Below are 25,474 nucleotides of genomic sequence, written 5' to 3' on the forward strand. Positions count from 1 at the left end.
AGCCTGATTTATCGCATAACTAGCAGTCCGATATGGATGATGGAATTGGATGTATGTTGTATTCCTGTCCTGTATTGATGCTTCCCTGCTGTTCTTCCCGAACATTGATAAAACACTGTGAATTCGCTGACGTGTAGGTCACTGTATGCCAGATATTTTTGTGGCTTGGGTAATCCTGAATTAGGCGGGTATCTGCTCCCCGATCCGTCAGTGTATAACCATAGCAATAGTATTGGTATGCGGGTGGATTGGGATTCGCAAAATGGTGTGGGGGCTGCAGGATTTGCTGTGGGATGGTAATTGTCGCCTAATAAATTGAATTGTATCCGGAAAATATTTAGCGGATTGCTGGTCTCAGGGCCAGTTTTTTATTTTTATTTGGACATGTTGAGTTTTTCGTCGATGTTTTTTGGCACGTTCTTCAGAGTGAGAAACCTTTCTCGCCTATCCGGAGGCATATATGTCCTGGAATACGACCCCTGAGCAGGATGCGATTATTCACTGGAAGGGTACCCATCTTGTTGTCAATGCGTTTGCCGGCACCGGCAAAACGTCCACACTGGTCCGGTTTGCGCAGGCTAACCCGGACAGCCGGATGTTGTATCTGGCCTACAACCGGGCTATCCGGGATGAAGCGGAGCAGAAATTTCCGTTTAATGTTGAATGTAAGACCTCTCATCAACTGGCCTGGGCTCATTTTGGCCGGCATTTCCGACACCGGCTTGTTGCTAATCTGCGGATCACTGATGTGGCCAGAATGCTGAATACACGGCACTGGCCGCTTGCCCGCCAGGCGATTGCGGCCCTGAATGCTTTCCTCTGCAGCGCAGAGTCAGAGCCTGGAGTGATGCACCTGCTGTCGGAGGATGATCGTAACGGTCTTTCGGCTGATAAAATTCTGGGAGCAACGCAAATACTCTGGCATCAGATGAGCAGTACCGATTCAACATTTCCGGTCACTCATGATGCCTATCTGAAGCTGTTTCAGTTGTCCGGGCCGGATCTTACCCGCCGCTGGGATACCATCCTTTTCGATGAGGCGCAGGATGCTAACCCTGTCACCAGCGCGTTTGTACTCAACCAGCCATGTCGGGTCATCCTTGTGGGCGATCGCTATCAGCAGATTTATCGATTTCGGGGGGCAAATAATGCGCTCAGTGCACCACTGCTGGAGAGCGCTGACCGGCTGTGGCTGACAAATAGTTTCAGGTTCGGACCGGAAGTGGCCCGGATGGCGAATATTCTGTTGACCCGGGCCGGGGAAACTATGCAGGTAACGGGAAGTGGTGGTGAGGATGAAGTGACTGAACGGCTGCCTGCCAATGTGCCCCATTTTTCAGTACTCAGCAGGACGGTTGCTGGCGTGATTGGTACCGCACTGGCCGCCAGCCTGCGCGATAAAAATGTGTTCTGGGTTGGAGGAATTGCAGGCTACAAAACGGAAGAGCTGGAAGACCTCTACTGGTTTTCTGTTGATATGCCGGAACGTATGCAGTCACCACGTCTGACCCGGGATTACAAAGATTTTGAGGAGTACTGTTCGATAGCAAAAGCAACGCAGGATGTGGAAATGAACCAGGCCATCCGGCTGCTGGATGAGTTCTTCCCGTTGCCGGAAAAACTGGCCATTATGCGCAGTCAGGCCGTGACGAATGAGCAGGCGGCGCAGGTGACGGTATCCACGGCACATCGTAGCAAGGGGCTGGAGTGGCCGGTTGTTGTGCTGAACGAAGACTTTAGCGACATCACAGATCCGTTACTTTCTGCTGAAGAACGCCAGGACGAGACGAATTTGCTGTACGTGGCCGTCACGCGAGCCCGGCAGGTTCTGGTACTGAATGAGCTGATGACAATGCTCAGGGCTAATGAGGTACGGGAGGATGAAGCCGCAATTGAAGAGACTGTGGAAAGCGAACAGAAAAAAATCTTTCATGAAGCGTAACTGGTTTTTCGTGGAAAGACCGGAGGGGCAGGATAACACTCCTCTGGTTTTTATGAGGAGAAGCCATGTTCGCAAAATTCAAAACGTTTTTATCCCGCGCCGGGGATACTGTTGCTCCTTCTCCCGCTCGTGTTGCAGCGCCGGTCGGATATTTTTTACCGGAAAAAGCGGCGACTCTGCTTGATACTCCCCGTCGCAGGGAGTGTCTGAAGAAGATCCAGGAAAGTTCGTCGCTGCCGACGGATGTGTGGCAGCGGCTTTATCTGGCGCCTGTTAACACCCTGCTTGAACGGGTACAGAATGTACCGGCTACAGGGGAGGGGATATGGGCTGGCGCTGGCGGATTTGGTGATTTAACGCTGCAGTTTACGTCATATGCTGTCAGGCTGGCCAAAGGGTACATGTTTCCGCCAGGTGCTGCACCGGAAGAACAGGCTGAACAGGGAACGGCATGGCAGGCGATTATATTTTGGGAGGCTCTGCTCTGGCATCTGCCGTTGCTGGCCGATATTGAGGGGGAGCTGGAGAATGGCGTGACCTGGTGTCCGGGAATTTCCGTACCGGACAGGGCTTACCGGTTCCGGTTTGCTGAAGTGCCTTCAGACAACTATGCGCAGGCTTTGGCTTCACTGATTGCTGGCCAACTGCTTCCCGCAGATGCGGCGCCCTGGATTTGTCGTCTTCCTGGAGGAATGGAAAACCTGTCAGTGGCACTCTGGAATAAACAGACCACTATGCCCGTTATCGGGGAAATATTGCAGCGGGCTGCCGGACTGACTGAGTCTCCTGGTATTCCTGCGCCTGATAATAATAATGAAGTTAGCATTATTTCAAACTTAACGCCTGATGTGGACGTTTTAATAGTGCCAGCGACATTCGAAAATGTGATTGATTCAGAAATATCTCATGAATCGGATGAATCCAGTGGTGCAGAAACTGAAGCGCTGCTTGCACTTTTTGGGGATGTATTACCCTCTTTTTCAAATGAAGAAGATAGTGGGGCGGTTAATACCGAAACAGATAAAGAGCCAGGCATTAATCAGGGGGGGCAGGATGTTAATTTTGTTGAGATAAATAACAAAGATGTCAGCCAGAATGTCTCAGGTAATCAAAAGGGGGAAAGAAATACATCGCTGTCAGCCGGGGAGGAGTTTATATCATGGCTTTCAAAAAATCTTGTTGATGGAAAAGTCAGCATTAATCAGATCGATTCCCGCGTTCATATTGTTGCCGGTTTTGCTTTTCTATGCGTGCCGGATATCTTCTGGCTTTTTCTTCGTGAAACAGGAAGTAACTGCAGCAGAGATGCCCTTCAGTCATCATTCGAAAAACTCCAGCTGCATCGGGTCCATCAGGGAGAACGCTTTACGAAAGCCCGGCTTTATGAAACGGGGGAAAGAACCGGGAAGTACCAAAAAATTAATGGTTATCTTGTCAAGGTTGTGCATATTTTTAAAGGCATCACTCCCCCGGAAAGTGGCCTCTTGTTTTTTCCTAACTGAGGGAGTGTTTATGGATGGAGTTACCTCTCCGATGAGGTGTAAACTTTCAGCAACAGGAGTGCATTATGAGTGTGGATAATAAGATAGCCTGGTCCTGGGATGAATTACTGGAGGAGTATTTTTTTGAAAAAAACATCAGGCCTGCCACGGAGGAAAGTTACCGTAAGGTTGTTAATGTGTTTCGCCAGTTTTGCAGGGATAAAATACCTGAAGATATTACACATAAAGATGTTCTTATGTGGAGACGGGAGTTACTGAAGGAAAAACAACGCTCGGCGCAGACCTGGAATAATAAAGTTGCTCATATGCGGGCACTGTATAATTTATGGATATCGAGGGATTATATATCGCTGGATAAAAATCCGTTTTACGATTGTAGTGTCCAGCGTGAGAAAAAGAAGAAAAAAACACTGTCGCGAGCGCAATTAACGCGTGCGTATCTTATCATGCAGCAGTTTGATGAAGATGAGAAAAGGCATTGTATCCGGTATAGCTGGAATAATGCAATGTCACCGGGCTGGTACTGGATAATTGTACTGGATACGCTCCGATATACCGGTATGCGGTTGAATCAGCTGCTGCACGTTCGCCTGGGGGATATCAACCTGGATGAGGGATATATCAATCTGATGCTGGAAGGCAGCAAGACGCACCGGGAGTGGCGGGTTCCTGCTGTAAAACAACTGCGGCAGGGACTGGCTTATTTGCTGGAACAGGCGGAAAAGCGGGGGCTTAAACCGTCAGAGAGACTTTTTGATGTCAGTCGATATGTAGAGAGCCCCGAACGTTCAGAAAAGGAAAGCAGCCCCAAAAAAAGACAACAAAAAGTGCGGTCTTTTTTTCGGCGTCTTTCCCGTGAATGCGGATTTACCATCTCTCCTCATCGGTTTCGGCATACGCTGGCGACAGAACTGATGAAAGCACCGGAGCGTAACCTTCAACTGGTGAAAGATTTGCTGGGGCACAGGAACGTGAATACGACGATGGAATATGTGGAGCTGCAGATGGATATTGTGGGTAAAACGCTCGAACAGGAGTTGTCATTACACACCGACAAATATACTGCCCGGGAGTGTGGGTATTGACATTAATCTGATTGACTGGAATTATTCAGGGTGATCGAGAGCAGGGAGCCTGTGACAGCAGACTCCCTGACTTGAGGGAACAAGTCCGAATCATCAACCAGTGCTCAGGTTCAGATAACACCGGAGGCTATTTCGTATGACCGGCCCCTGCATTTACCGCCCGTTAAGGCTCTCAATCCTTAACCAGCGTGCTTTGATGCAAATTTGTTAATTGGTGCCCGGACCCGGAATCGAACCAGGGACACGCGGATTTTCAATCCGCTGCTCTACCGACTGAGCTATCCGGGCAACGGGGCGCATTAAACCTTAAAGGGTGACCATCGTCAACGGCTTTTCGGGAAAAAATGCTGTTAACAGCGTTGATTGCCTGCTTTTCAGGCAATCAACGGCAAATATCAGGTCAGGGCGCCCGCGGTGCGGCATTGGGCCAGACGCAGGATATCTTCCGCCAGTCGGCGGGCGGTATCCACGTCCTGCTGGCTGCGGTGTACCAGCAGCCGGCTGAGGCAGCCTTCCAGCACCAGCTCCATCTGTTTTGCCACCATATCCGGATCGTCCACTTCCAGCATCGTCAGTAGCTCGTGGGTATAATTCCACGCCGCCTGTTTCTGTTCGATGGCCAGTTGGTGGATGGGGTGGTCGGCGTCCGGAAACACGCTACAGGCGGCAATAAACAGGCAGCCGGGATAGCGCTGGTTGCCTACAAATTCGGTGAGCGCATCGTAGCGGCCCAGTAGTTTCTGCTGCGGGCTTTGGGTTTCGTCGTGAATTAACTGGCGGCGCCAGGCTTCAATCTGCTGACTGTGGTAGCGCAGGGCATCATAGAGCAGTGCCTCCCGATCGGGCCAGAAATGGCGGAGCTCGTCGGGTGAGTAGCTGACCTCTGCGGCCACCATTTCCAGTGTGGTGCTGGCAAGTCCCTCCCGCTCCAGCAGATGCAGGGCCTGCTCTAACACTTCTTCGCGTTGCACGGTTGTCTCCTCATTGTTCCCTTGTCAGGCTGTGCGCGAATAAATCGCAACGGGGCACAGCCTGAGTGTTGTTTACTTAAGGCTATTCTGCAAATGGTTGTGGAAGCGTTCGGCATCCATAAATCCGGTTACGCGCGCCTGAGGTTGTTCCTCTCCTTCCTTATTAAAGAACAGAATCGTCGGTAACCCCAATACCTTAAGCCGTTTTAGCAGGGCCACATCACGCGGGCCGTTGGCGGTGACATCCGCCTGTAACAGCACGCTGTTCTCCAGCGCCTGCTGAACCTGAGGGTCGCTGAAGGTGTACTTTTCGAACTCTTTACAGGCCACGCACCAGTCGGCGTAGAGATCCAGCATCACCGGTTTTCCCTGGGCCTGGGCCAGCGCCTGGTCGAGATCCTCTACGCTTGCGATACGGGTAAAGTTCAGGTGCGACTGCTGCGTGCTTTGAACCGTGCCGAAGGCCCAGTCCTGGAGCGGTCGGGCGCCAATGAGCGCAGCCCCCAGTAGCAGAATTTGCAGCAGCGGCAGCCAGCGCATTTTGGCCTTCAGGCTGGCAATAAAGGCCCAACCGAAGAAGGCGACGCCCAGGGCGCTCCACATCCGGATGCCCCAGGGCTCGCCCACAATTCGCTCCAGCAGAAAGACCGGCAGCGCCAGAATCACGAAGCCGAAGGCCACCTTAACATTTTCCATCCACGGGCCGCTTTTAGGCAGCAGACGGTTGCCGAACACCGCCACCAGAATCAGCGGCAGCCCCATACCCAGGGCGTAGAGCCAGAGGGTGACGCCGCCCAGTAGCATATCGCCGCTTTGGGCGATATAGAGCAGAATGGCGCTCAGCGGTGCGGTGGTGCAGGGGGAGCAGATAAGCCCGGCGATGGCGCCCATCACAAAGACCCCCGCCAGCGAGCCTCCCCGCTGACGATTGCTCATCAGCGTCAGTCGGGTTTGGAGTGACGAGGGCAGTTGCAGTGAAAATACCCCGAACATCGACAGCGCCAGCAACCCGAAGATGACAGAAAGGCCAATCAGCACGTAAGGATGCTGAAGCGCCGCCTGGAACTGCAGACCGGCGGCGGCCACCACCAGACCCAGTGCGGTATAGGTCAGCGCCATGCCCTGTACGTAAATAAAGGCCAACAGCAGCGCCCTGCCAGTGGAAAGGCGCTGGCGCCCGCCCAGCACAATGCCGGAAATCAGCGGATACATCGGCAGTACGCAGGGGGTGAAGGCCACACCAATGCCAATCAGCAGCGCCCAGAGCGTGGAGAAAGGCAGGGCGGGCGCGGGGGCTGGGTCGGCAGTCGGGGCTGTCTGAACCGCCTGTTTGCTCTCGCCTCCGCTTGATGTCGCAACGGCGCTTAACGGCACGGTTTTCGTTTCTGGCGGATAGCAGAAGCCCGCCTCGGCGCAGCCCTGGTAGGTTACGCGTAAACTGGCTCCAGGACCGGCCTGTTTTATCGACAGCGCCAGACTCAGATTATCCGGGAAGATTTGGCTCTTGCCGTAAAATTCATCCTCGTGCCATTTGCCCTGCGGCAGGGTAAAGGTTGCCAGTTCGGCGCCTTCCGGCACCAGTTTGATCTGCTGGCGATAGAGGTAATAACCCGGCTTCACCTGCCACTGCAGCGCCAGGGCGCGGCCGTTCTGCTGAAAATCGAAGGCGAATGCGCGATCCACCGGCACAAACTGGCTCTGTCCCTGGTGGTTAAATAACCCGGCAAAGGCTGAGCTGGTGAAGAGTAAAACGATTAACGTAAAGAGGCGTAGAGCCATGACAGGTACTCACTATCTCCTTGTATGACGGGCAAAACCAGTAGTTCCGGCGTGTCATAGGGGTGGTTGCGTTTCAGACTGATAAGGAGTTCATCCACGTGGGCTTTGTCGCTTTTAATCAGCATTTGCACCTCGTATTCCTGCTCCAGCTTTCCCTGCCAGTGATATAGCGAGGTTGCGCCGGGCAGTAGCGTCACACAGGCGGCGAGCTTTTCTCCCAGTATGTAAGAGGCCAGCTCCTGCGCGGCGGATTCATCGGGGGCGGTGCAAAGGATAACAACGGCATCGGGCGTGGTCATGGCAAACCTCCGTATCAGCAAGTCGTCAGCAGACTATATCACGGCGGTTGGGTTACAAAATGAGTAAATCGCCCCCTTAAACAGGAAGGGGGCGTGGAGCCTCAGAGGACCAGACCACCGACAAGGAAGCCCAGAATCACGCACAGCGCGATGGCGATAACTCCGGGGAGCAGGAAAGAGTGGTTAAAGACATATTTGCCGATGCGGGTAGAACCGGTATCGTCCATTTCTACCGCCGCCAGCAGAGTGGGGTAGGTAGGCAGAACAAACAGTGCGGAAACGGCGGCAAAAGAGGCGATAGCCGTCAGCGGGGTGACGCCCAGCATCAGCGCGGCAGGCATCAGTGCCTTGGTGGTGGCGGCCTGGGAGTAGAGCAGGGTCGCAGCGAAGAACAGGACCACCGCCAGCAGCCACGGGTAGTTATGCAACAGTTCGCCGGCAACTTCCTGAATATCGCCGATATGGTGCTTTACAAAGGTGTCGCCCAGCCAGGCCACGCCCAGCACGCAGACGCAAGCGCTCATCCCGGATTTAAAGGTCGCGGCATTGAGGATTTCGCCGGTATCCACTTTACAGGTGATGCAGATCAGGGTGGCGATGGTCAGCATAAAGACCACGATGGCCTCGTTACGCGGCAGAACCGGGTTGCTGATAAGCCCCACCGTGTCGCTGATGGCGGTGGCGTAGAACATCACCGCGACAATGCCTACCAGGAACAGTAGCACCGAACGGCGGGCGTGGGGCTTCAGTTCAAACACCTTGCTGCCGCGCAGGGTGACTTCGCCTTTGGCCAGTCGTTCCTGATAGACCGGATCGTCTTTCAGCTCGCAGCCCAGGAAGTTACAGACCACGGCAGTCAGCATCACGGCCACCAGGGTGACCGGAATGCAGATACCGAGCAGGGTCAGGTAGCTGACGCCCAGCGGCTCCAGGATTCCGGCAAAGAACACCACGGCGGCGGAGATTGGCGATGCGGTAATCGCAATCTGTGAGGCGACCACGGCGATGGAAAGCGGGCGAGAGGGGCGGATGCCCTGCTCCTTCGCCACTTCGGTAATTACCGGCATGGTGGAAAACGCGGTATGGCCGGTGCCAGCCAGGATGGTCATAAACCAGGTCACCAGCGGGGCGATAAAGGTAATGTACTTCGGATGACGGCGTAGCAGACGTTCGGCAAGGCTCACCAGATAGTCCATACCGCCGGCCACCTGCATGGCGGCGATAGCGGCGATGACCGCCATAATAATCTCAATAACGTCAAAGGGAATGGCTCCCGGGTCGACCTGAAAGAGTAACGTTAACACCAGTACTCCCAGACCACCGGCAAAGCCGATCCCGATACCGCCGAGTCTGGCTCCCAGATAGATAGCCAGCAAAACGATGACAAGTTCAGCACCAAACATGATGGTTTCCTTACAAGATTGCTAAGTTGAAAATAAATTGTTGTGTATTCGTAGAAGCATAAAAGAAAAAAGGCACGTCGCGATGGACGTGCCTTTGATTGCTAACCTGGTTTAGTTTTATTGTTCGCTTTCATCGGTATAGCGTTTGGCTTTATAAGCGGGGTGCATCAGATTCTGCACCGAGAAGATATCGTCCAGCTCCGCCTCACTCAGCAGACCGCGCTCCAGCACCACTTCACGCACGCTCTTACCGGTTTCGGCACAGATTTTCCCGACAATATCGCCATTGTGATGGCCAATATACGGATTCAGATAGGTGACGATGCCGATAGAGTTGTAGACATAGCTCTCGCACACCTCTTTATTCGCAGTAATGCCATTCACGGTTTTTTCCAGCAGATTGTAGCAGGCATTAGTCAGAATATGGATGGATTCGAACAGCGCCTGACCAATCACCGGCTCCATGACGTTCAGCTGCAGTTGACCGGCTTCCGACGCCATAGTGACAGTGGTGTCGTTGCCGATGACCTTAAAGCAGACCTGGTTGACCACTTCCGGCACCACCGGGTTGACCTTGGCCGGCATAATGGAGGAGCCCGCCTGCAGTTCCGGTAGATTGATTTCGTTCAGGCCCGCACGCGGTCCGGAAGAGAGCAGGCGCAGGTCGTTACAGATCTTGGAAAGCTTCACCGCCAGACGCTTCAGGGAGCTGTGCACCATAACGTAGGCGCCGCAGTCGGAGGTGGCCTCGATCAGGTCTTCGGCCGGTACCACCGGCAGATTGCTGACTTCGGCCAGCCTTTGCACCGCCAGTTGCTGATAGCCGTCCGGGGTGTTGAGGCGGGTACCGATAGCGGTAGCGCCCAGGTTTACCTCGAGCAGTAGCTCTGCGGTACGCAGCAGGTTTTTGGTCTCTTCATTCAGCAGAACCCGGAAGGCATGGAACTCCTGCCCCAGGGTCATGGGAACAGCGTCCTGCAACTGGGTGCGGCCCATTTTCAGCACGCCTTCGAATTCAACGCCTTTACGCTGGAAGCCTTCGCCCAGTTGGTTGATGGCATCGACCAGTTTCACGATGGAGGTATAGACTGCGATACGGAAGCCGGTGGGATAGGCGTCGTTGGTAGACTGGCATTTGTTCACATGGTCGTTGGGGTTGAGGTACTGATACTCCCCCTTCTGATGCCCCATCAGCTCCAGGCCGATGTTGGCTAACACTTCATTGGTGTTCATGTTTACGGAAGTACCGGCGCCGCCCTGATAGACATCCACCGGGAACTGATCCATGCACTTACCGTTGTTCAGCACTTCATCGCAGGCGGCAATAATGCTGTCGGCGACGCTGCGCGGAATGGTCTGCAACTCTTTGTTCGCCAGCGCGGCGGCCTTTTTGACCATGACCATACCGCGCACAAACTCAGGGATATCACTGATTTTGTTGTTACTGATATAGAAGTTTTCAATCGCTCTCAGAGTATGGATACCGTAGTAGGCCTCTGCCGGAACTTCCCTGGTACCCAACAAATCTTCTTCGATACGAATGTTGTTTAACATGTGAACCTTCTTATGCAAGCTGCAGGATGAATTGTTAAGAACTCATACAGGATCTGTGGTTATAGAGCTATTTGGCCGATGATTATTTCCATATACGACCAGGTTGCCATGATCATATGCTGCTTCGGCCAAAAAGCCGTAAGCTGGATCACTTATTATGGGTGCCGCTTCATCAGATTTCCTAATATGTGAGTCATATCACTGCCTGAAAATTTAGCGTAAAAATCGACAGACGGAGGATTGATTTTTGACTAAGGCGTCGCCATCTCTTGCTAATGCCTTCAGGGCCCATTTTTTCCGCGGTCGCGCTATCGCGACCGCCGCCACTTACAGGAGCTGCGGGTGCGCTGGATACCTTTAATCGCCATCTTCCTCTACGTCTACATAGAGATGTCCATCTTTATTCAGGTCGCCCATGTGATAGGGGTGCTGTTAACCCTGGTGCTGGTGATCTTTACATCGGTGATTGGCATGTCGCTGGTGCGTAATCAGGGGTTTAAAAACTTTATTCTGATGCAGCAGAAAATGTCGGAAGGAGAGAATCCGGCAGCAGAAATGATTAAGAGCGTATCGCTGATTATCGCCGGTATCTTGCTGCTGCTGCCAGGCTTCTTTACCGATTTTCTGGGATTACTGCTGCTGCTGCCGCCAGTGCAGAAACTGCTGACGGTGCGGCTGCTTCCCCATCTGCGTTTTACCCGTATGCCTGGCGGCGGTTTCGGTCAGGGACCTGGGGCTGGCGGGGGCCAGACCTTCGACGGGGAGTTCCGGCGCAAAGATGAATCGCCGAAGTCGCTGGAAGAGCGCGATCGCGACGAGCGATAAAAAAACAAAAAAATTTTCATTTTCCCCCTTGAAGGGGAATTGGGAGATCCCCATCTCTCTCGTCACAAGCCAGAGACGATAACGGCTCTGGCGTAACCCTAAACTGATACGGACTTTCTCATAGGAGAGCTATCAATGAAAATTCGTCCATTGCATGATCGTGTGATCGTCAAGCGTAAAGAAGTCGAATCCAAATCTGCTGGCGGCATCGTTCTTACCGGCTCTGCGGCGGGTAAATCCACCCGTGGCGAAGTGCTGGCTGTAGGCAATGGCCGCATCCTTGAAAATGGCGAAGTGAAGCCGCTGGACGTGAAAGTCGGCGACATCGTGATTTTCAACGATGGCTACGGTGTTAAAGCTGAAAAGATCGACAACGAAGAAGTTCTGATCATGTCCGAAAGCGACATTCTGGCGATTGTTGAAGCTTAATCTCACACGTGAAGTAACTAAGAACGTACGAATTTAAGGGAAAGAACATATGGCAGCTAAAGACGTAAAATTCGGTAATGACGCCCGCACCAAAATGCTGCGCGGCGTTAACGTACTGGCAGACGCAGTAAAAGTCACTCTGGGCCCGAAAGGCCGTAACGTCGTGCTGGACAAGTCCTTCGGTGCGCCGACCATCACCAAAGATGGTGTTTCTGTTGCGCGTGAGATCGAACTGGAAGACAAGTTCGAAAACATGGGCGCGCAGATGGTGAAAGAAGTGGCCTCTAAAGCGAACGACGCTGCAGGCGACGGTACCACCACCGCGACCGTACTGGCGCAGTCTATCGTTAGCGAAGGCCTGAAAGCCGTTGCTGCGGGCATGAACCCGATGGATCTGAAGCGCGGTATCGATAAAGCCGTTATCGCCGCGGTTGAAGAGCTGAAAGCGCTGTCCGTACCTTGCTCTGACTCCAAAGCCATTGCTCAGGTAGGCACCATCTCCGCTAACTCCGACGAGACTGTCGGCAAGCTGATTGCCGAAGCGATGGAAAAAGTGGGCAAAGAAGGTGTTATCACCGTTGAAGAAGGCACCGGTCTGCAGGACGAACTGGACGTGGTTGAAGGTATGCAGTTCGACCGTGGCTACCTGTCTCCGTACTTCATCAACAAGCCGGAAACCGGTACCGTTGAACTGGAAAACCCGTTCATCCTGCTGGCTGACAAGAAAATCTCCAACATCCGCGAACTGCTGCCGCTGCTGGAAGCCGTTGCTAAAGCTGGCAAGCCGCTGCTGATCGTTGCTGAAGATGTTGAAGGCGAAGCGCTGGCGACCCTGGTGGTTAACACCATGCGTGGCATCGTGAAAGTGGCTGCCGTTAAGGCGCCGGGCTTCGGCGATCGCCGTAAAGCCATGCTGCAGGATATCGCTGTTCTGACCGGCGGTACCGTAATCTCTGAAGAGATCGGTATGGAGCTGGAAAAAGCGACTCTGGAAGATCTGGGTCAGGCAAAACGCGTTGCTATCAACAAAGACACCACCACCATCATCGACGGTACTGGTGAAGAAGCGGCGATTCAGGGGCGTGTTACCCAGATTCGTCAGCAGATCGAAGAAGCCACCTCTGACTACGATCGTGAAAAACTGCAGGAGCGCGTGGCTAAACTGGCTGGCGGCGTAGCCGTTATCAAAGTTGGCGCAGCGACTGAAGTTGAAATGAAAGAGAAGAAAGCCCGCGTTGAAGATGCCCTGCACGCAACCCGCGCAGCGGTAGAAGAAGGCGTGGTTGCTGGCGGCGGCGTGGCGCTGGTGCGCGTAGCTGCGAAGCTTGCTGGCCTGACGGGTCAGAACGAAGAGCAGAACGTGGGTATCAAAGTCGCTCTGCGCGCAATGGAAGCTCCGCTGCGTCAGATCGTTTCCAACGCTGGCGAAGAGCCGTCTGTGGTTGCTAACAACGTGAAAGCGGGCGACGGTAACTACGGTTACAACGCAGCGACCGAAGAGTACGGTAACATGATCGACTTCGGTATCCTGGATCCGACCAAAGTGACCCGTTCTGCGCTGCAGTACGCTTCCTCTGTTGCTGGTCTGATGATCACCACCGAGTGCATGGTGACCGACCTGCCGAAAGAAGACAAAGCTGACTTAGGCGCAGCTGGCGGCATGGGTGGCATGGGCGGTATGGGCGGCATGATGTAAGCCGCGCTTATTGCGCAAAATCCGTGTGTGATAAAAACCCCCTGGCCCTGGCCGGGGGTTTTTTTATGGGCGCCGTCACTGTAACCACCACCGCCCGGGGCGCTGTGTATAATTTTGTAACAGAGCGTGGTATAAGGACATACCGACAGCCAGTGTCTGATTATTGAATAATGAGGAAAAACATGCGCGTAAAACTTTCAGCAGGAATGGTTGTGGCGGCACTGCTGCTGGCAGGCTGTAGCAGCAGCAAGTCGCTGTCCACGGCTGGTGAGAGCGTCCGCTTTGTTCAGGAGCAGCCGGGCAGCGAGTGTCAGCTGCTGGGTACCGCAACGGGTGAGCAGAGCAACTGGCTATCCGGCCCCGGAGGCGGCGAGGGCGGCTCTATGCGCAGCGCGGCTAACGACCTGCGCAATCAGGCCGCGGTTATGGGGGGGAACGTACTCTATGGCGTCAGCAGCCCGGATCAAAACCTGCTTTCCAGCTTTGTGCCCACCGCCAGCACGATGGCCGGCCAGGTCTATAAGTGCCCGAACTGATTTTTGGATGATGCTGACCAACAAAGAGGCCATGCGATGCATGGCCTTAGATTTTTTTGGCGTCACTCCAGAGATCAGCAGTCGTCAATAATCAGATAAGCTGCGTTAACCGGGCCGTGAACGCCCACCACCTTAATCAGCTCAATATCCGCCGTAGAGCTGGGGCCGCTAATCAGATTGATGCAGGAGGGCATCCGCTCGCCCTGTATCGCCCGCTGATGCAGCGTTTCCGCCAACTGCGCCACCCTTGGCAGAATGGTGCTCTTGCGCAGAATAAAGACAGAGGATTCCGGCAGCAGGCTGATGGAGCGCCCACGTTCCGGCGCGGAAAACAGCACCACGCCGCCGGATTCGGTGAGCCCGTATTCGGCATAGACCACGCCGACCTTCGCCTGTTCCGCCCGCTGGATATTCTGTTCGCCTACGGCGGGATCCCAGATATCGGCATGCAGCGCGTTAGTCAAACGTTGCGTGACACCCAGCGTTTTCAGGCGCTCGTCGCCGCTGACCACCACCGGCGCGCCGCCGTACTCTTCGCACAGGCGCAGTGCCGCATCGGCCACTTCGCTTTCACTGGTCATTTCACAGCTGACCAGCATGGCCCCGGAGGCGAAGGCAATAAACGCATCGCAGCGTTGCCGGGCATCCAGCTCCGTCAGACGCGTGGTGGCATAGTCATTGACCGGTTCAGGGGGCGCTTCCGGCGTGGTGCGAACTTCGCGCCCGAGCTGGCGGGCGATATTCGCCAGAAAAGCATCGCGATTTTCCATTATTTATTCCCCTGTTTTTTGTGTTTCTTAAACCAACTGCGGAAGCTTTCGCCGTCTGCTTCCGGAAGGTCCCTCGCCTCGGTCCAGTCGCCGATAACGCCGGAATTAATCGGCGCTTTGCCGCCCTTAATAAACCAGCTCGCCGCTTTGGCACCGGCCACCATCCCTACTTTCCACAGGCCGGGGTGGCTGTTGGCCATGGTGAACATCCGGGTGGCGCGCTGTTCGGCTTTTGGCGTCATACCGCCTTCTGCCATCACGCGGCGATGGCGCAGGATAAGCTTAGAGAGCGGGATTTTCACCGGGCAGACGCTGTCGCAGGCGGTACACAGCGAGCAGGCGTAGGGGAGATCCTTAAAGTCCTCGTAGCCGCCCAGCAGCGGTGAAATAACCGCGCCGACCGGGCCGGGATAGATGGAACCGTAGCCGTGGCCGCCAATATGGCGATAGGCCGGGCAGGTATTCATACAGGCGCCGCAGCGAATGCAGCGCAGAATGTCCTGGAACTGGGTACCCAGCGCCTTAGAACGACCATTATCGACGATCACCAGGTGGAAGTTTTCCGGGCCGTCGACGTGGCCCGCTTCCCGGGGGCCGGTCAGCCAGGTGTTGTAGCCCGTCAGACGGGCGCCGACCGCGCTGCGCGCCAGCATGGCGATCAGCACATCCACCTCTTTGAAGGTGGGGGCGATACGCTCCATCCCCATCACCGCGATATGGGTCTTCGGCAGGGTGGTGGACATGCGCGCGTTGCCTTCATTGGTGACCAGGCAGATCGAGCCGGTTTCGGCCACGGCAAAGTTACAGCCGGTGACGCCGATATCGGCGCTCAGAAAATCTTCGCGGATCTTGTGGCGGATAAACAGCGTCATCGCTTCCGGCGTGTCCGGGCCGTCATAGCCCAGCTTTTCATGCAGTACGCGGCGGATCTGCTGGCGATCTTTATGAATGGCGGGCACCACGATGTGCGATGGCGCATCCTTGTCCAGTTGCAGGATATATTCCGCCAGATCGGTTTCCAGTACGTCGACGCCCGCCTCGTTCAGCGCATGGTTCATGCCGATCTCTTCGGTGACCATCGATTTCGCCTTCACCACCTTGCGCGCGTTCTGCGCCCGGGCGACCTTAACGATATAGTCGGTCGCTTCTTCTTTGGTGCTGGCGAAAAACACCTGGCCGCCGTTGGCGGTGACTTTTTCGGAAAGCTGATACAGGTAAGCGTCCAGGTTTTCCAGCACGTGATTGCGAATCTGCTCTGCCCGTTCGCGCCATTCCTCCCAATGCCCGAGTTCGTCCACCATCTTCTGGCGATTGGCGCCGATGGTCTCCTGAGCCCTGGCCACTGCGTGACGCATGATGGGATCGTTAATCTCTTCGCGGATGCGATCTTTAAAGTTGAGATCGCTGGTTTTCAGGTACATAGCGTCTCCTTAACGGCTCATCAGAACTTCAGCAATGTGCATCACTTTAACCGGCTGGCCTTCACGCTGCATACGACCGCCGATGTTGATCAGACAGCTGACGTCAGCGCCGATCAGGTAATCGGGCTGTACTTCCATCATGTGGGAGACCTTCTCTTTAACCATTTCGCCGGAGATCGCCGCCATCTTGACTGAGAAGGTACCGCCAAAGCCGCAGCAGGTTTCCTGGGCGTCAAACGGCAGCAGTTCCAGTCCCTCAACGTGATTCAGCAGGGTCAGGGGCTCATCTTTCACGCCCATTTTACGAAACAGGCTGCAGGAGGGGTGATAGACCGCTTTACCGGGCAGTCGGGCGCCCACACTGGTGACGCCTAGCTCCTTGACGATAAAGGTGGTCAGATCGAACATACGATCGGCGACGCGCTGCGCGCGCTCGGCCCACTCCGGCTCGCCAGACAGCCATTCGGCGTAGCTTTTAATGGCATAGGTACAGGAGCCGGCGGGGGAGATAATGGGATCGTCGTTCTCTTCCAGTGCGGCAATCAGCGTTTTCATCCCTGGGATGGCATCTTCAATGTAACCGCCGTTGATGGCTGGCTGCCCGCAGCAGCCCTGCTTTTCCGGGAAGTTGACGTTGCAGCCCAACTGCTCCAGCAGCAGGACCGAGTCGCGCGCCATGCGCGACTTCAGGGCGTCACCGATACAGGTGACAAAAAAGTTAACATTCACGACATTTCTCCCATTGCTAACGCAATTTTCTCTTATTTTTTAGTAGATTCAGGCCATAACCAGATACCAGCCCAGACCTACTATAAGGCCCAGACCGACGATATAGGCACAGCAGTACTTAAGGGTGCCGGACATAATCTTGTCGCCCTGACCCTCCATACGAGTGGCGGAGACGGCAATAGCGATGCTCTGTGGGGAAATCATCTTTCCGCCCGTGGCGCCCGCGGTGTTGGCCGCCGCCAGCCAGTTGGGATCGACATGCAGTTTGTCGGCGGCCATAACCTGAAGCTTGCCGAACAGCACGTTGGCATTGGTGTCGCTGCCGGTCACAAAGGTGCCGACTGCCCCGATCACGGGGGCGATAAACAGGTAAGCGCCGCCGGTAACATCCACCATAGTATGCGCCATCGAAGCGATAAGGCCGCTGATGTCCATCACAGTTGCCATCGCCACGATGGCAGTAATGGCGATAATGGAGTTTTTAAGCTGCTTCACGGTACTGAAAAAGACGCTAAACAGGGTAGGCACAGAGGCGCCCTGAATAATGCCGCCCAGCAGCGAGGCGATAATAATCAGCACGCCTGGCGTGGCAATCCATTCGATTTTCAGCGGTAGAGAACTGCCATGCGCCAGCGGGAAGTGGAAGGTGCTGGCCAGTTGCGACACGCTGGCTTTAAGCCCCGGGAACAGCGGCGAGCACAGCATAATAAAGACAAAGATCAGGATGTAGATGGTACAGGCCCGCAAAATCTGGGGGCCGGAGTAGTGCAGCCCCTGAGACTCGCCAGCAGTTTCAATACGCCAGGCGGGTTCGGAGGGGGCTTTACGGCTCTTCGCCATAATGACTACCACGATCAGGCTTACCAGGCTACCGGCGAAAGCGGGCAGTTCGGCACCCAGGTTGATCGCCACAATATACTGAGGAATCAGGGTGGTGATGCCGCATAACAGGGTAATCAGAAACACGCCGCGAATGGCCTTAATGCCGCCGCCGATGATGGCGACAATCACAAAGGGCAGCAGAATATTGAACAACGCCAGCTGGACGATCACCACGCCGCTCAGGGTAGTGACCGGCAGATTGGCCTGTTCCGCCAGAATCGACACCGGAATGCCCACAGCGCCAAACGCGGTGGGCACGGTGTTGGCGACCAGTGAAGCGACAGCCGCTTTCAGCGGATTAAAACCGAGGGCGATCAGAATACCGATAGGGATTGCCACCGCGGTACCGTAACCGGCAGCGGCTTCCAGAAAGCCGCCGAAACACCAGGAGATGAGCAGCACCTGGATACGTTTGTCGTCGCTGATACTGGCGAGGACATCTTTCAGAACCGTCATGCCGCCGGTTTTTATCATCAGGTTATAGCTGTAAATCGCGCCCAAAATCACGATGACAATCGGCCACAGCCCTTTACCGATACCATAGCCTACAGCGGAGCCCAGAGTTTGGAGCGGGGTATCCCAGAACAGCCAGGCAAAGGCCAGAGTGATGGCCAGGGTGATTAGCACAGCGTAGTGGATGGGGGTTTTTACTTTCAGAATCAGGACGATCATCACCAGCAACGGGAAGACGCCCAGCAGGAACAGCAGGTAGTCGTTCATTGTTATTCTTCCTTTGGGTACAGAAGTTTTCCTTAACCACGGACGGTTAGATGCTCTATTTGTATAACTTTTTGTTAATTCATTTTTACGGACTCAGATCAAATTAGCGACAATTGTCTAAAATATCGCATCAAAAGTTAAAATTTTGTTGGTATCAAACTGGAGGGGGAAATATCCCGGCCGCTGGCCGGGAAGGGCGTCAGGGAAGGTGCAGATCGAGCGGGGTTTTACTGGGTTCTCCGCCGATCTCCCGGGTGAGTCGGGGAACCAGATAACCGGAAACCCGGGTCAGGAGTTCACGTACAATGCGTCGCGCAGTTTCGTCATCCACCATAAAGTGGGCTGCGCCCTGAACCTTGTCGAGTACATGAAGGTAGTAAGGCATCACACCGGCGTCGAACAGCGCATTGCTCAGCTCTGCCAAGGCTGACGCGCTGTCGTTGACGCCGCGTAGCAGAACGCTCTGGTTCAGTAGCGTGACGCCGACTCGCTTCAGGCGTGCCATCGCGACGCGAAAATCGTCATCGATCTCTCTGGCGTGATTGATATGGTTGACCAGCAGGACCTGCAGGCGAGTGCCGCCCAGCAGTTCAGTCAGCATGTCGGTAATGCGCGCCGGAATTACAATCGGCAGGCGGCTGTGGATACGCAATCGCTTAAGATGCGGGATCGCCGCCAGCCGTTCGATAAGCCAGGCCAGCTCCGCGTCGCGCGCCATCAGCGGATCGCCGCCGGAAAAGATAATCTCATCCAGTTCCGGGCGTTGGGCGATATAATCGACAGCCGCCTGCCAGCTGCGTTTATTCCCCGGATTTTCAGCATAGGGAAAATGACGGCGGAAGCAGTAGCGGCAGTTGACGGCGCAGCCTCCCTTCACCATCAGCAGGGCGCGATTGCGATATTTATGCAGTAGCCCCGGTACCACGCTGTGCTGCTCTTCCAGCGGATCGGTGCTAAAGCCCGGGGCTTCGATAAACTCTTCGCGGGCGGTCAGGACCTGGCGCAGCAGCGGATCGTGCGGATTGCCTTTCTCCATGCGGGCGGCAAACGCGCGCGGAACGCGCAGGGCGAACAGTCGCCGGGCGTCATATCCTGCCCGCAGGACCTCATCCGGGTCTACATTTAAAAGATGCAGAAGTTCCTCCGGATCGGTGATTACATCGGCAAGTTGTAATAACCAATCTTCTCGGGAGGGGGTGTTTGGGGTTACAATGTGTGCCATTTTTTTGGCTAGCTACCAGTTAACATATTTCAGAGGGCCTTTCATGGCAACGTACTATAGCAACGATTTTCGCGGCGGTCTTAAAATCATGTTGGACGGAGAGCCGTACGCGGTTGAGTCCAGTGAGTTCGTTAAACCGGGTAAGGGCCAGGCCTTTGCTCGCGTGAAGCTGCGCCGCCTGCTGACCGGCACCCGCGTTGAAAAAACCTTTAAATCCACTGACTCCGCAGAAGGCGCAGATGTCATGGATATGACCCTGACTTACCTCTACAACGACGGTGAGTTCTGGCACTTCATGAACAACGACACCTTCGAGCAGCTGGCTGCCGATGCTAAAGCCGTGGGCGATAACGCGAAATGGCTGCTGGACCAGGCTGAATGTATTGTGACGCTGTGGAACGGTCAGCCGATCTCCGTCACCCCGCCGAACTTCGTTGAGCTGGAAATCGTGGATACCGATCCCGGCCTGAAGGGCGACACCGCAGGTACCGGCGGTAAACCGGCTACCCTTAGCACCGGCGCTGTGGTAAAAGTACCGCTGTTCGTACAGATTGGCGAAGTGGTCAAAGTTGACACCCGCACCGGTGAGTACGTTTCTCGCGTGAAGTAATTATTACGCAGATTCGTTGCGGCGTGGTGTGCACATCACGCCGCCGCTTGCAAAAGGCATGGATGATGAACCGTCTGACTCGATTTCTGCTCCCTCTTCTTGTCGCCAGCGCCCTGCTGAGCGGCTGCAATACGTTCCGCGGCTTTGGCGAGGACGTCCAGCATCTGGGTGGCGCCATTCAACGCGCAACAAACTGATTTTCCCCACACTTTTTTATACCGCTCCAGCAGCGGATTTTTGGCTATTCTGTTAGTAGCGGTACACCCACGATACTGGCAATAGAAGGAACCTTATTATGGTCAAAAAAGTTGTTGCGGCACTCTTTTCTCTGGTGGTGCTCTCTTCGCTGCTGGCCGGTTGTAATACTACCCGGGGCATTGGCGAGGATGTGCAGCGAGGGGGTTCTGCTATCAGTAATGCGGCAGATCGGGCGCAGAACTGACCCATGGCGAATTCAGGGACAGGCGCGTTCATATCTGTCGCTGACGAGTCGATTCACGAACGGCCAGAGCTCTGACCGTTCGTTGTCGCCACGACTTACCTCTGTGTCGTGGCGGCGGTATGACATCAGAAGCTGTAGCGGTAGCCTCCGTTAATCTGATAACTGTTAAAGCGCTCGCCGGTCAGTCGTTCCATATCGAAATAGAGATTGTGGCGTTCGGCGACATTAACGTTCGCTCCCACCCCATTGGACCACCAGCCGCCTTTAAAGCTGTGTTTCTCTTTGTTGCCATTAAGGCGGTAGTTAGTATCGCCGTCGAACTCTCGCAGATAGCTACTCTTGACGTAGAAATTAACTGGGGTGGCGCTGCCTTCCCCTACCTGGTAGCCAAACTGGGCGTCGGCCCGGCCAATGAGAGAAGTATAACTGCCGAGATCTACCTTCAGGCCGTTGCTGTTAGCGATTCGGCTGTCTCCCTGACGGGTGAGAACGAATTGCGTCTGGGGCTCCAGGTAGAGACCGTTTCTGGTTCCGGAGAAATATAAACGCCAGCCCGTTTCGCCTGACAGGCTAAGGCCGTTAGATTTTCCCGTCCCTTTAACGTTATTGCCGGCCGTATCGGTGACGCTGATGTGATCGCGCAGATGGTTGAATTTCACCACGCCGTCAAAATAAAAGCCATCGTCGTGCATATATCCTGCATACAGCGCCAGATTGTGGTTTTTCATTCCGCCATCGCCATGGAGATAGTCCTGATCGGAATGGGTGGTCCCAACGGCAAGCCCCAGCCAGGAGAGGCCATCAGCATGATTCCACTGTTTGTCGATACCCATCTGCATACCGCGATAGTTCATATTGAAACCGCTGAGTTTGCCGCCACTGAAAGAGCGGAAATTACCGCCAAATCCGCGCAGCCAGAAGTTATGCTCTCCGCTGCCGTTGCGTAATTGTCCCACACGCTGCATGAGGGTCTGAAGTTCGGCGAAGTTCATCAGATAGCCGACATTGAGAAGGCTGGCTGAAGCGTCAGCGGCCGGGGTAATGGGCGCCGGGCCAGGCTCTGGTTTTGGTGCGGGCGTTGGCGCTGGTTCTGGATTGGGTTTCGATTCAGGCTCGGGGGTCGGTGCAGGCTCGGGGGTCGGTGCAGGCTCGGGGGCTGGTGTCGGTTCGGGTTCAGGTACGGGCTCCGGCTGTGGTGACGGAGGAGGCGTGGTGCCGGCCGCGTAGAGCTCCCAGTTATTGCCCTGCTGACGCAGATCGTAGAGATATCCGCCCAGCTCCACCTGGTGGGTGAGCGCGAAGTTACCGCCGCCATCGGCGGTATCGACCATGGTGAGAACCTCGCTGCCATTGGTCGCGGCACTGCCGTTATTGGTTACGGAGAGCCGGTGGTCGCCGCGGGTGGTACCGGTGACCGAAAGCCTGTCGCCTTCGCCCTCGACCAGGGCAGAGCGCATAATGAACAGGCCGCTACCGCTCAGATCGCGGGTTTCGAGCGTGCTGAAGGTCGGCGAATGGCTGAAATCCACAACGGAGTTGTTATCGGGGTTAAGCGATGTGAGCGTGGAGGAGTCCGTCATATTCCAGCGACTGTCGGTCATTGTCAGGTTAATCACGCCGTTGGCGTCGCTAAGGGTGCTTCGGCCGTTCAGAATGGAGCCTGAGGACATATTGAGATCGATAACGCCGGTATTGCGGGCGGTAAGATTACCGTCGATCAACATCATGCCGCTGCCCTGAATTTTGGCCGATGACATATAGGCATTCATCGCGTTATTGGCGCCGCTAATTTGCGTGGTACCGGCCAGATTCACTATTCCACCGTTAAAGGCCCGGATAGCATCACTGTCGTTAGCGGTCACGGAGGTATCGGTAGCGTTTATCACACCGGAGGTTGCCGCCCACAGGCCGAAACCCGTGTTGGTCGTGCCGGTATAGGTGCTGCGCGCGTCGACCCGCTCCAGATTTATCTCGGCCCCCTGGCCTAACGCATAGGCGGCAATAAACCCGGCGGTAATGCTCGAGTCGCTGATAAAGGCCTTTCCACCGGTAGACTGACCCATAAAACTACCGGCAGCTACGACGCCGCGGTAATTTTCAGAGGTTATCGTACTGTTTCCTGAAATGATCACCGTCCCCTTGTTGATCGTCACGGCTTCGGCGTTCTCCCCGGAGGAATGGATGGTTAATGCATTGGCCCGTAGAACGGCGTTATCGTCGTTCAACCAGATGGCACTATTATTCTTGTTAACGATCGAAGAGTTATTGCCCAGATTGATGTTCGCCGCACCCTCATGAACCTGAATCCCGTTTGCGTTACTGGTTTCTATGGTTAGCCCATCGGCGATAATATTTGCTGCATTGCTGACATAAATACCGGCAGAAGTGCCAGATCCGTTACTTTTGACGACAATTTTCCCGCCGTTGCCCAGGTCTATCCTGTTGCTGCTATCGGATGCCGATGAGGTGCCAATGCCGATGACATTCGCGGTACCTTCCGCTGTGAGCTGAAGATTATTCGCCGTCAGTTCACCGGAATTCGCCAGGCTGATGCCTTTTGAGGCACTGCCTCCGCTGGAGGTATAAATGTTTGAGTTATCGCCAAGTTCAAGCTTTCCGCTGATATTGCAGATAGCGCAGCCCTGGGCATCGGAAACGACGCTGATATTGAGGCCCGACCCTGAGATGTTGGTTCTGGCGCCGTCTGTGGCCACTATACCGTAGGCTGAGTTTTCGCTGGTTACATTAATGACGGAACCGGAACCGATCGCATGGGCGTTGGCGTTACTGTTTCTCAGGTTAAGCCCCGCAGCCTCTTCAGATGATGGTGCGTTATTAACCCTTATATCTATTTTCCCGCCGTTAATTTGCAGGCCGGTCGTATCGCTGGTTCCGGATATGACTCCGTTATCGTCTGCAGTATCAACGCTATCATTAACAGTAAGTTGCTGGTGGGGTAAATCAACCGTGTTGGTGTAATCTGCCGCTATTGCCATCGGAGAGGCTATTAAAGAAGATGCAATAAGATGGGAACGCAACAAATATGCCAGTGGGTTTTCTTTCATCACTCATCCTTGTTTCTATTACATAAGATATTTACAGCGTTAAACAAAGCTCCTTTTCTGCATGGAGTATAATGATTTATTTTTTTTATATGTCAAATTTTTTATAAGAAGTCTGAGCTGCCGTGAATAAGGGCTGTGTTTCTGGATACATTAGTATAATTGATTGTTTTTCTGTGTTGATGGTGGGGGAGGGCATTATTATACCTGTGTTTTTTCTTTTTTAACCATGTGTTTTGCTGTTGTTTTTGTTGAACTTTCTGATTGTTATGTTTTTTCTTAACTGTGTTTTTTATTTTTCTGTATTGGTGGGGTAATTATCTTTTTTTGTGAATATAGTGAGTTGAGATTTTGTCAATGTTGAAATTGATAGATTTGTCTGTTTCTTGTTGTGGTGAATAATTAAAGGTGGCAGAGCAATGTATAGGTTATTTCTGGTATGTCTGGTGATATTTATTAGTCTGGTGATTTTAAATGGTGAACAATATTGATAAAAGAAGTTAGACAGGTGAGATATAGAAAATAATGCGACTCAGTCAGATTAATGTGCTTTATCCGTAGAAGCTTGCTGAACGTATCGGCGTCTCTGCCGCAGCCCGCCAGTTCAGCCTGTATGAATCTCAGCGCTATGCCTGGCGAAGCAAACAGCAGCAGCAAATGGCATCATCTGAACGTGAAAACGAACTTGCTGCTGAAAACGCCCGTCTTAAACGGCAACTGGCTGAACAGGCTGAAGAACTGGCCATCCTCCAAAAGGCCGCGATATACTTCGCGAAGCGCCTGAAAGCTACGGCGCACCGCGCCTGACCGATGAACTGCATGCTCAGGGTTATCGCTTCAACGTGAAAACCGTGGCAGCCAGCCTGCGTCGTCAGGGGGGCGAAAACGTCACGGAAATTCAGCCCGGTGAGTCACCGCGAGCATGGTCTGCCAGTATCAGAGAACCTGTTGAAGCAGGATTTTTACGCCAGTGGCCCGAACCAGAAATGGTCAGGAGACATCACCTACTTACGTACCTGGCCCTGTGGGACGATCCGCAGGCGCGTCTGAATTGAAAGGGGACGGTCCCGGATCCTGATGGGAGTCCGTTATGTCCTGGATTATTCTTTTTATTGCCGGTTTACTCGAAATTATCCGGGCTGTTGGTCTGAAGTTGAGTTCGTGATTGCGAAAACCGGGTGAACGATAGCGTAATATGAAGGTGGGCCAGCAGAGCTGCTGGCCCTTAATATTTTAGATCGAGATAACGCCAATCAGCGTCACAATGGTGAGAATTGTTGCCAGGCCGTAAAATACCCACTTACCGGAAGGTACGTGAATTTTCAGATCGTGCATGCCGTGGTGAATACGGTGCAGGCCGCACCACAGCGGCAGTACAATCATCAGGAAGATAAAAATACGGCCGATCCAGCTCTGGGAAAAGGCCAGAACCCGCTCAAAGCCCAGCGCATCGCCGGGGAACAGCCCCAGCGGCAGCAGAATGCCCACCAGCAGAATGATGACCGGCGCCACAATGGCGCTCCACATGCCGCCAGCGCCAAACAGGCCCCAGAAGACCGGCTCGTCGGAACGTTTAGGATTAGGATTGATCACGG

At 54.3% G+C, this 25,474-nt stretch carries 22 protein-coding genes, 1 tRNA gene and 1 pseudogene; 11 read left to right on the plus strand and 13 right to left on the minus strand.

Features of this window, described 5'->3' with window-relative positions:
• Positions 1 to 460: 460 nt before the first annotated feature.
• The 3 genes from SCU88_RS02175 (at position 461) to SCU88_RS02185 (ending at position 4,529) form a co-directional block, all read left to right on the plus strand.
• On the plus strand, positions 461 to 1,942 hold the full coding sequence (locus tag SCU88_RS02175; protein WP_175341590.1) for a UvrD-helicase domain-containing protein: 1,482 nt from the start codon (positions 461 to 463) through the stop codon (positions 1,940 to 1,942).
• A gap of 65 nt (positions 1,943 to 2,007) precedes the next feature.
• Positions 2,008 to 3,444, plus strand: a complete 1,437-nt coding sequence (locus SCU88_RS02180) for a TraI domain-containing protein (RefSeq protein ID WP_175341589.1) — start codon at positions 2,008 to 2,010, stop codon at positions 3,442 to 3,444.
• A 65-nt stretch (positions 3,445 to 3,509) separates the two neighbouring features.
• On the plus strand, positions 3,510 to 4,529 hold the full coding sequence (locus SCU88_RS02185) for a tyrosine-type recombinase/integrase (protein WP_175341588.1): 1,020 nt from the start codon (positions 3,510 to 3,512) through the stop codon (positions 4,527 to 4,529).
• A gap of 212 nt (positions 4,530 to 4,741) precedes the next feature.
• Here the strand turns inward: SCU88_RS02185 and SCU88_RS02190 are convergent.
• The 6 genes from SCU88_RS02190 to aspA form a co-directional block, all read right to left on the minus strand.
• A tRNA-Phe gene (locus SCU88_RS02190) sits at positions 4,742 to 4,817 on the minus strand.
• Between the two features lie 107 nt (positions 4,818 to 4,924).
• Positions 4,925 to 5,500 (minus strand): transcriptional regulator, encoded by a 576-nt coding sequence (locus SCU88_RS02195; protein WP_175341587.1) that lies wholly within the window; start codon positions 5,498 to 5,500, stop codon positions 4,925 to 4,927.
• 72 nt (positions 5,501 to 5,572) lie between these two features.
• The gene (locus SCU88_RS02200) at positions 5,573 to 7,279 is read right to left on the minus strand and encodes a protein-disulfide reductase DsbD (RefSeq protein ID WP_175341586.1); all 1,707 of its coding nucleotides are present in this window, start codon (positions 7,277 to 7,279) and stop codon (positions 5,573 to 5,575) included.
• Positions 7,255 to 7,578, minus strand: coding sequence for a divalent cation tolerance protein CutA (cutA, locus tag SCU88_RS02205; RefSeq protein WP_138095425.1), 324 nt, complete (start codon positions 7,576 to 7,578; stop codon positions 7,255 to 7,257). Before cutA ends, SCU88_RS02200 begins: the two co-directional genes overlap by 25 nt.
• Before the next feature lie 101 nt (positions 7,579 to 7,679).
• Positions 7,680 to 8,981, minus strand: a complete 1,302-nt coding sequence (locus SCU88_RS02210) for an anaerobic C4-dicarboxylate transporter (protein WP_138095426.1) — start codon at positions 8,979 to 8,981, stop codon at positions 7,680 to 7,682.
• A gap of 117 nt (positions 8,982 to 9,098) precedes the next feature.
• The gene (gene aspA, locus SCU88_RS02215) at positions 9,099 to 10,535 is read right to left on the minus strand and encodes an aspartate ammonia-lyase (RefSeq protein WP_175341585.1); all 1,437 of its coding nucleotides are present in this window, start codon (positions 10,533 to 10,535) and stop codon (positions 9,099 to 9,101) included.
• 342 nt (positions 10,536 to 10,877) lie between these two features.
• Here aspA and SCU88_RS02220 point away from each other — a divergent pair, with 342 nt between their 5' ends.
• The 4 genes from SCU88_RS02220 to SCU88_RS02235 all read left to right on the plus strand — a co-directional run bounded on the left by SCU88_RS02220 (position 10,878) and on the right by SCU88_RS02235 (position 14,021).
• Positions 10,878 to 11,360, plus strand: a complete 483-nt coding sequence (locus SCU88_RS02220; protein WP_175341584.1) for an FxsA family protein — start codon at positions 10,878 to 10,880, stop codon at positions 11,358 to 11,360.
• Positions 11,361 to 11,495: 135 nt separating this feature from the next.
• Positions 11,496 to 11,789: a co-chaperone GroES gene (locus SCU88_RS02225; protein ID WP_138095429.1), complete on the plus strand. Its 294-nt coding sequence runs from the start codon at positions 11,496 to 11,498 to the stop codon at positions 11,787 to 11,789.
• A gap of 49 nt (positions 11,790 to 11,838) precedes the next feature.
• On the plus strand, positions 11,839 to 13,485 hold the full coding sequence (gene groL / locus SCU88_RS02230; protein WP_138095430.1) for a chaperonin GroEL: 1,647 nt from the start codon (positions 11,839 to 11,841) through the stop codon (positions 13,483 to 13,485).
• 182 nt (positions 13,486 to 13,667) lie between these two features.
• On the plus strand, positions 13,668 to 14,021 hold the full coding sequence (locus tag SCU88_RS02235; protein WP_138095431.1) for a DUF4156 domain-containing protein: 354 nt from the start codon (positions 13,668 to 13,670) through the stop codon (positions 14,019 to 14,021).
• Between the two features lie 74 nt (positions 14,022 to 14,095).
• On the opposite strand, the gene SCU88_RS02240 is transcribed toward SCU88_RS02235, so the two are convergent.
• The 5 genes from SCU88_RS02240 to epmB form a co-directional block, all read right to left on the minus strand.
• Positions 14,096 to 14,791, minus strand: a complete 696-nt coding sequence (locus SCU88_RS02240; protein ID WP_175341583.1) for an LUD domain-containing protein — start codon at positions 14,789 to 14,791, stop codon at positions 14,096 to 14,098.
• Entirely contained in the window at positions 14,791 to 16,212 is a 1,422-nt protein-coding gene (locus SCU88_RS02245; RefSeq protein WP_175341582.1) for a LutB/LldF family L-lactate oxidation iron-sulfur protein, read from the minus strand. The genes SCU88_RS02240 and SCU88_RS02245 overlap by 1 nt, the downstream gene beginning before the upstream one ends.
• A gap of 9 nt (positions 16,213 to 16,221) precedes the next feature.
• Positions 16,222 to 16,941, minus strand: coding sequence for a heterodisulfide reductase-related iron-sulfur binding cluster (locus tag SCU88_RS02250; protein WP_175341581.1), 720 nt, complete (start codon positions 16,939 to 16,941; stop codon positions 16,222 to 16,224).
• Positions 16,942 to 16,989: 48 nt separating this feature from the next.
• The gene (locus SCU88_RS02255) at positions 16,990 to 18,543 is read right to left on the minus strand and encodes a lactate permease LctP family transporter (RefSeq protein ID WP_175341580.1); all 1,554 of its coding nucleotides are present in this window, start codon (positions 18,541 to 18,543) and stop codon (positions 16,990 to 16,992) included.
• 199 nt (positions 18,544 to 18,742) lie between these two features.
• Complete coding sequence (epmB, locus tag SCU88_RS02260) at positions 18,743 to 19,765, minus strand: EF-P beta-lysylation protein EpmB (RefSeq protein ID WP_175341579.1); 1,023 nt, start codon at positions 19,763 to 19,765, stop codon at positions 18,743 to 18,745.
• Positions 19,766 to 19,808: 43 nt separating this feature from the next.
• Between epmB and efp the strand changes: the two genes are divergently transcribed.
• The 3 genes from efp to SCU88_RS02275 all read left to right on the plus strand — a co-directional run bounded on the left by efp (position 19,809) and on the right by SCU88_RS02275 (position 20,817).
• Positions 19,809 to 20,375 carry an elongation factor P gene (gene efp / locus SCU88_RS02265; RefSeq protein WP_138095437.1) on the plus strand — a complete coding sequence of 189 codons (567 nt, stop codon included), beginning with the start codon at positions 19,809 to 19,811 and terminating at the stop codon, positions 20,373 to 20,375.
• 65 nt (positions 20,376 to 20,440) lie between these two features.
• The gene (locus SCU88_RS02270) at positions 20,441 to 20,572 is read left to right on the plus strand and encodes an entericidin A/B family lipoprotein (protein ID WP_421805418.1); all 132 of its coding nucleotides are present in this window, start codon (positions 20,441 to 20,443) and stop codon (positions 20,570 to 20,572) included.
• Positions 20,573 to 20,670: 98 nt separating this feature from the next.
• Positions 20,671 to 20,817, plus strand: a complete 147-nt coding sequence (locus SCU88_RS02275; RefSeq protein WP_138095439.1) for an entericidin A/B family lipoprotein — start codon at positions 20,671 to 20,673, stop codon at positions 20,815 to 20,817.
• Positions 20,818 to 20,942: 125 nt separating this feature from the next.
• Here SCU88_RS02275 and SCU88_RS02280 read toward each other — a convergent pair whose 3' ends face one another.
• Positions 20,943 to 23,882 carry an autotransporter outer membrane beta-barrel domain-containing protein gene (locus SCU88_RS02280; protein WP_175341578.1) on the minus strand — a complete coding sequence of 980 codons (2,940 nt, stop codon included), beginning with the start codon at positions 23,880 to 23,882 and terminating at the stop codon, positions 20,943 to 20,945.
• A 558-nt stretch (positions 23,883 to 24,440) separates the two neighbouring features.
• On the opposite strand from SCU88_RS02280, the pseudogene SCU88_RS02285 reads away from it, so the two are divergent.
• Positions 24,441 to 24,896: pseudogene (locus tag SCU88_RS02285) on the plus strand (IS3 family transposase); the annotation flags it as partial.
• A gap of 216 nt (positions 24,897 to 25,112) precedes the next feature.
• Here SCU88_RS02285 and frdD read toward each other — a convergent pair.
• Positions 25,113 to 25,472, minus strand: coding sequence for a fumarate reductase subunit FrdD (frdD, locus tag SCU88_RS02290; RefSeq protein ID WP_138095440.1), 360 nt, complete (start codon positions 25,470 to 25,472; stop codon positions 25,113 to 25,115).
• Between the last annotated feature and the right edge of the window lie 2 nt (positions 25,473 to 25,474).

Source organism: Jejuibacter sp. L23 (assembly GCF_050815825.1).
GTDB classification, from domain to species: Bacteria; Pseudomonadota; Gammaproteobacteria; order Enterobacterales; family Enterobacteriaceae; genus Jejubacter; species Jejubacter calystegiae.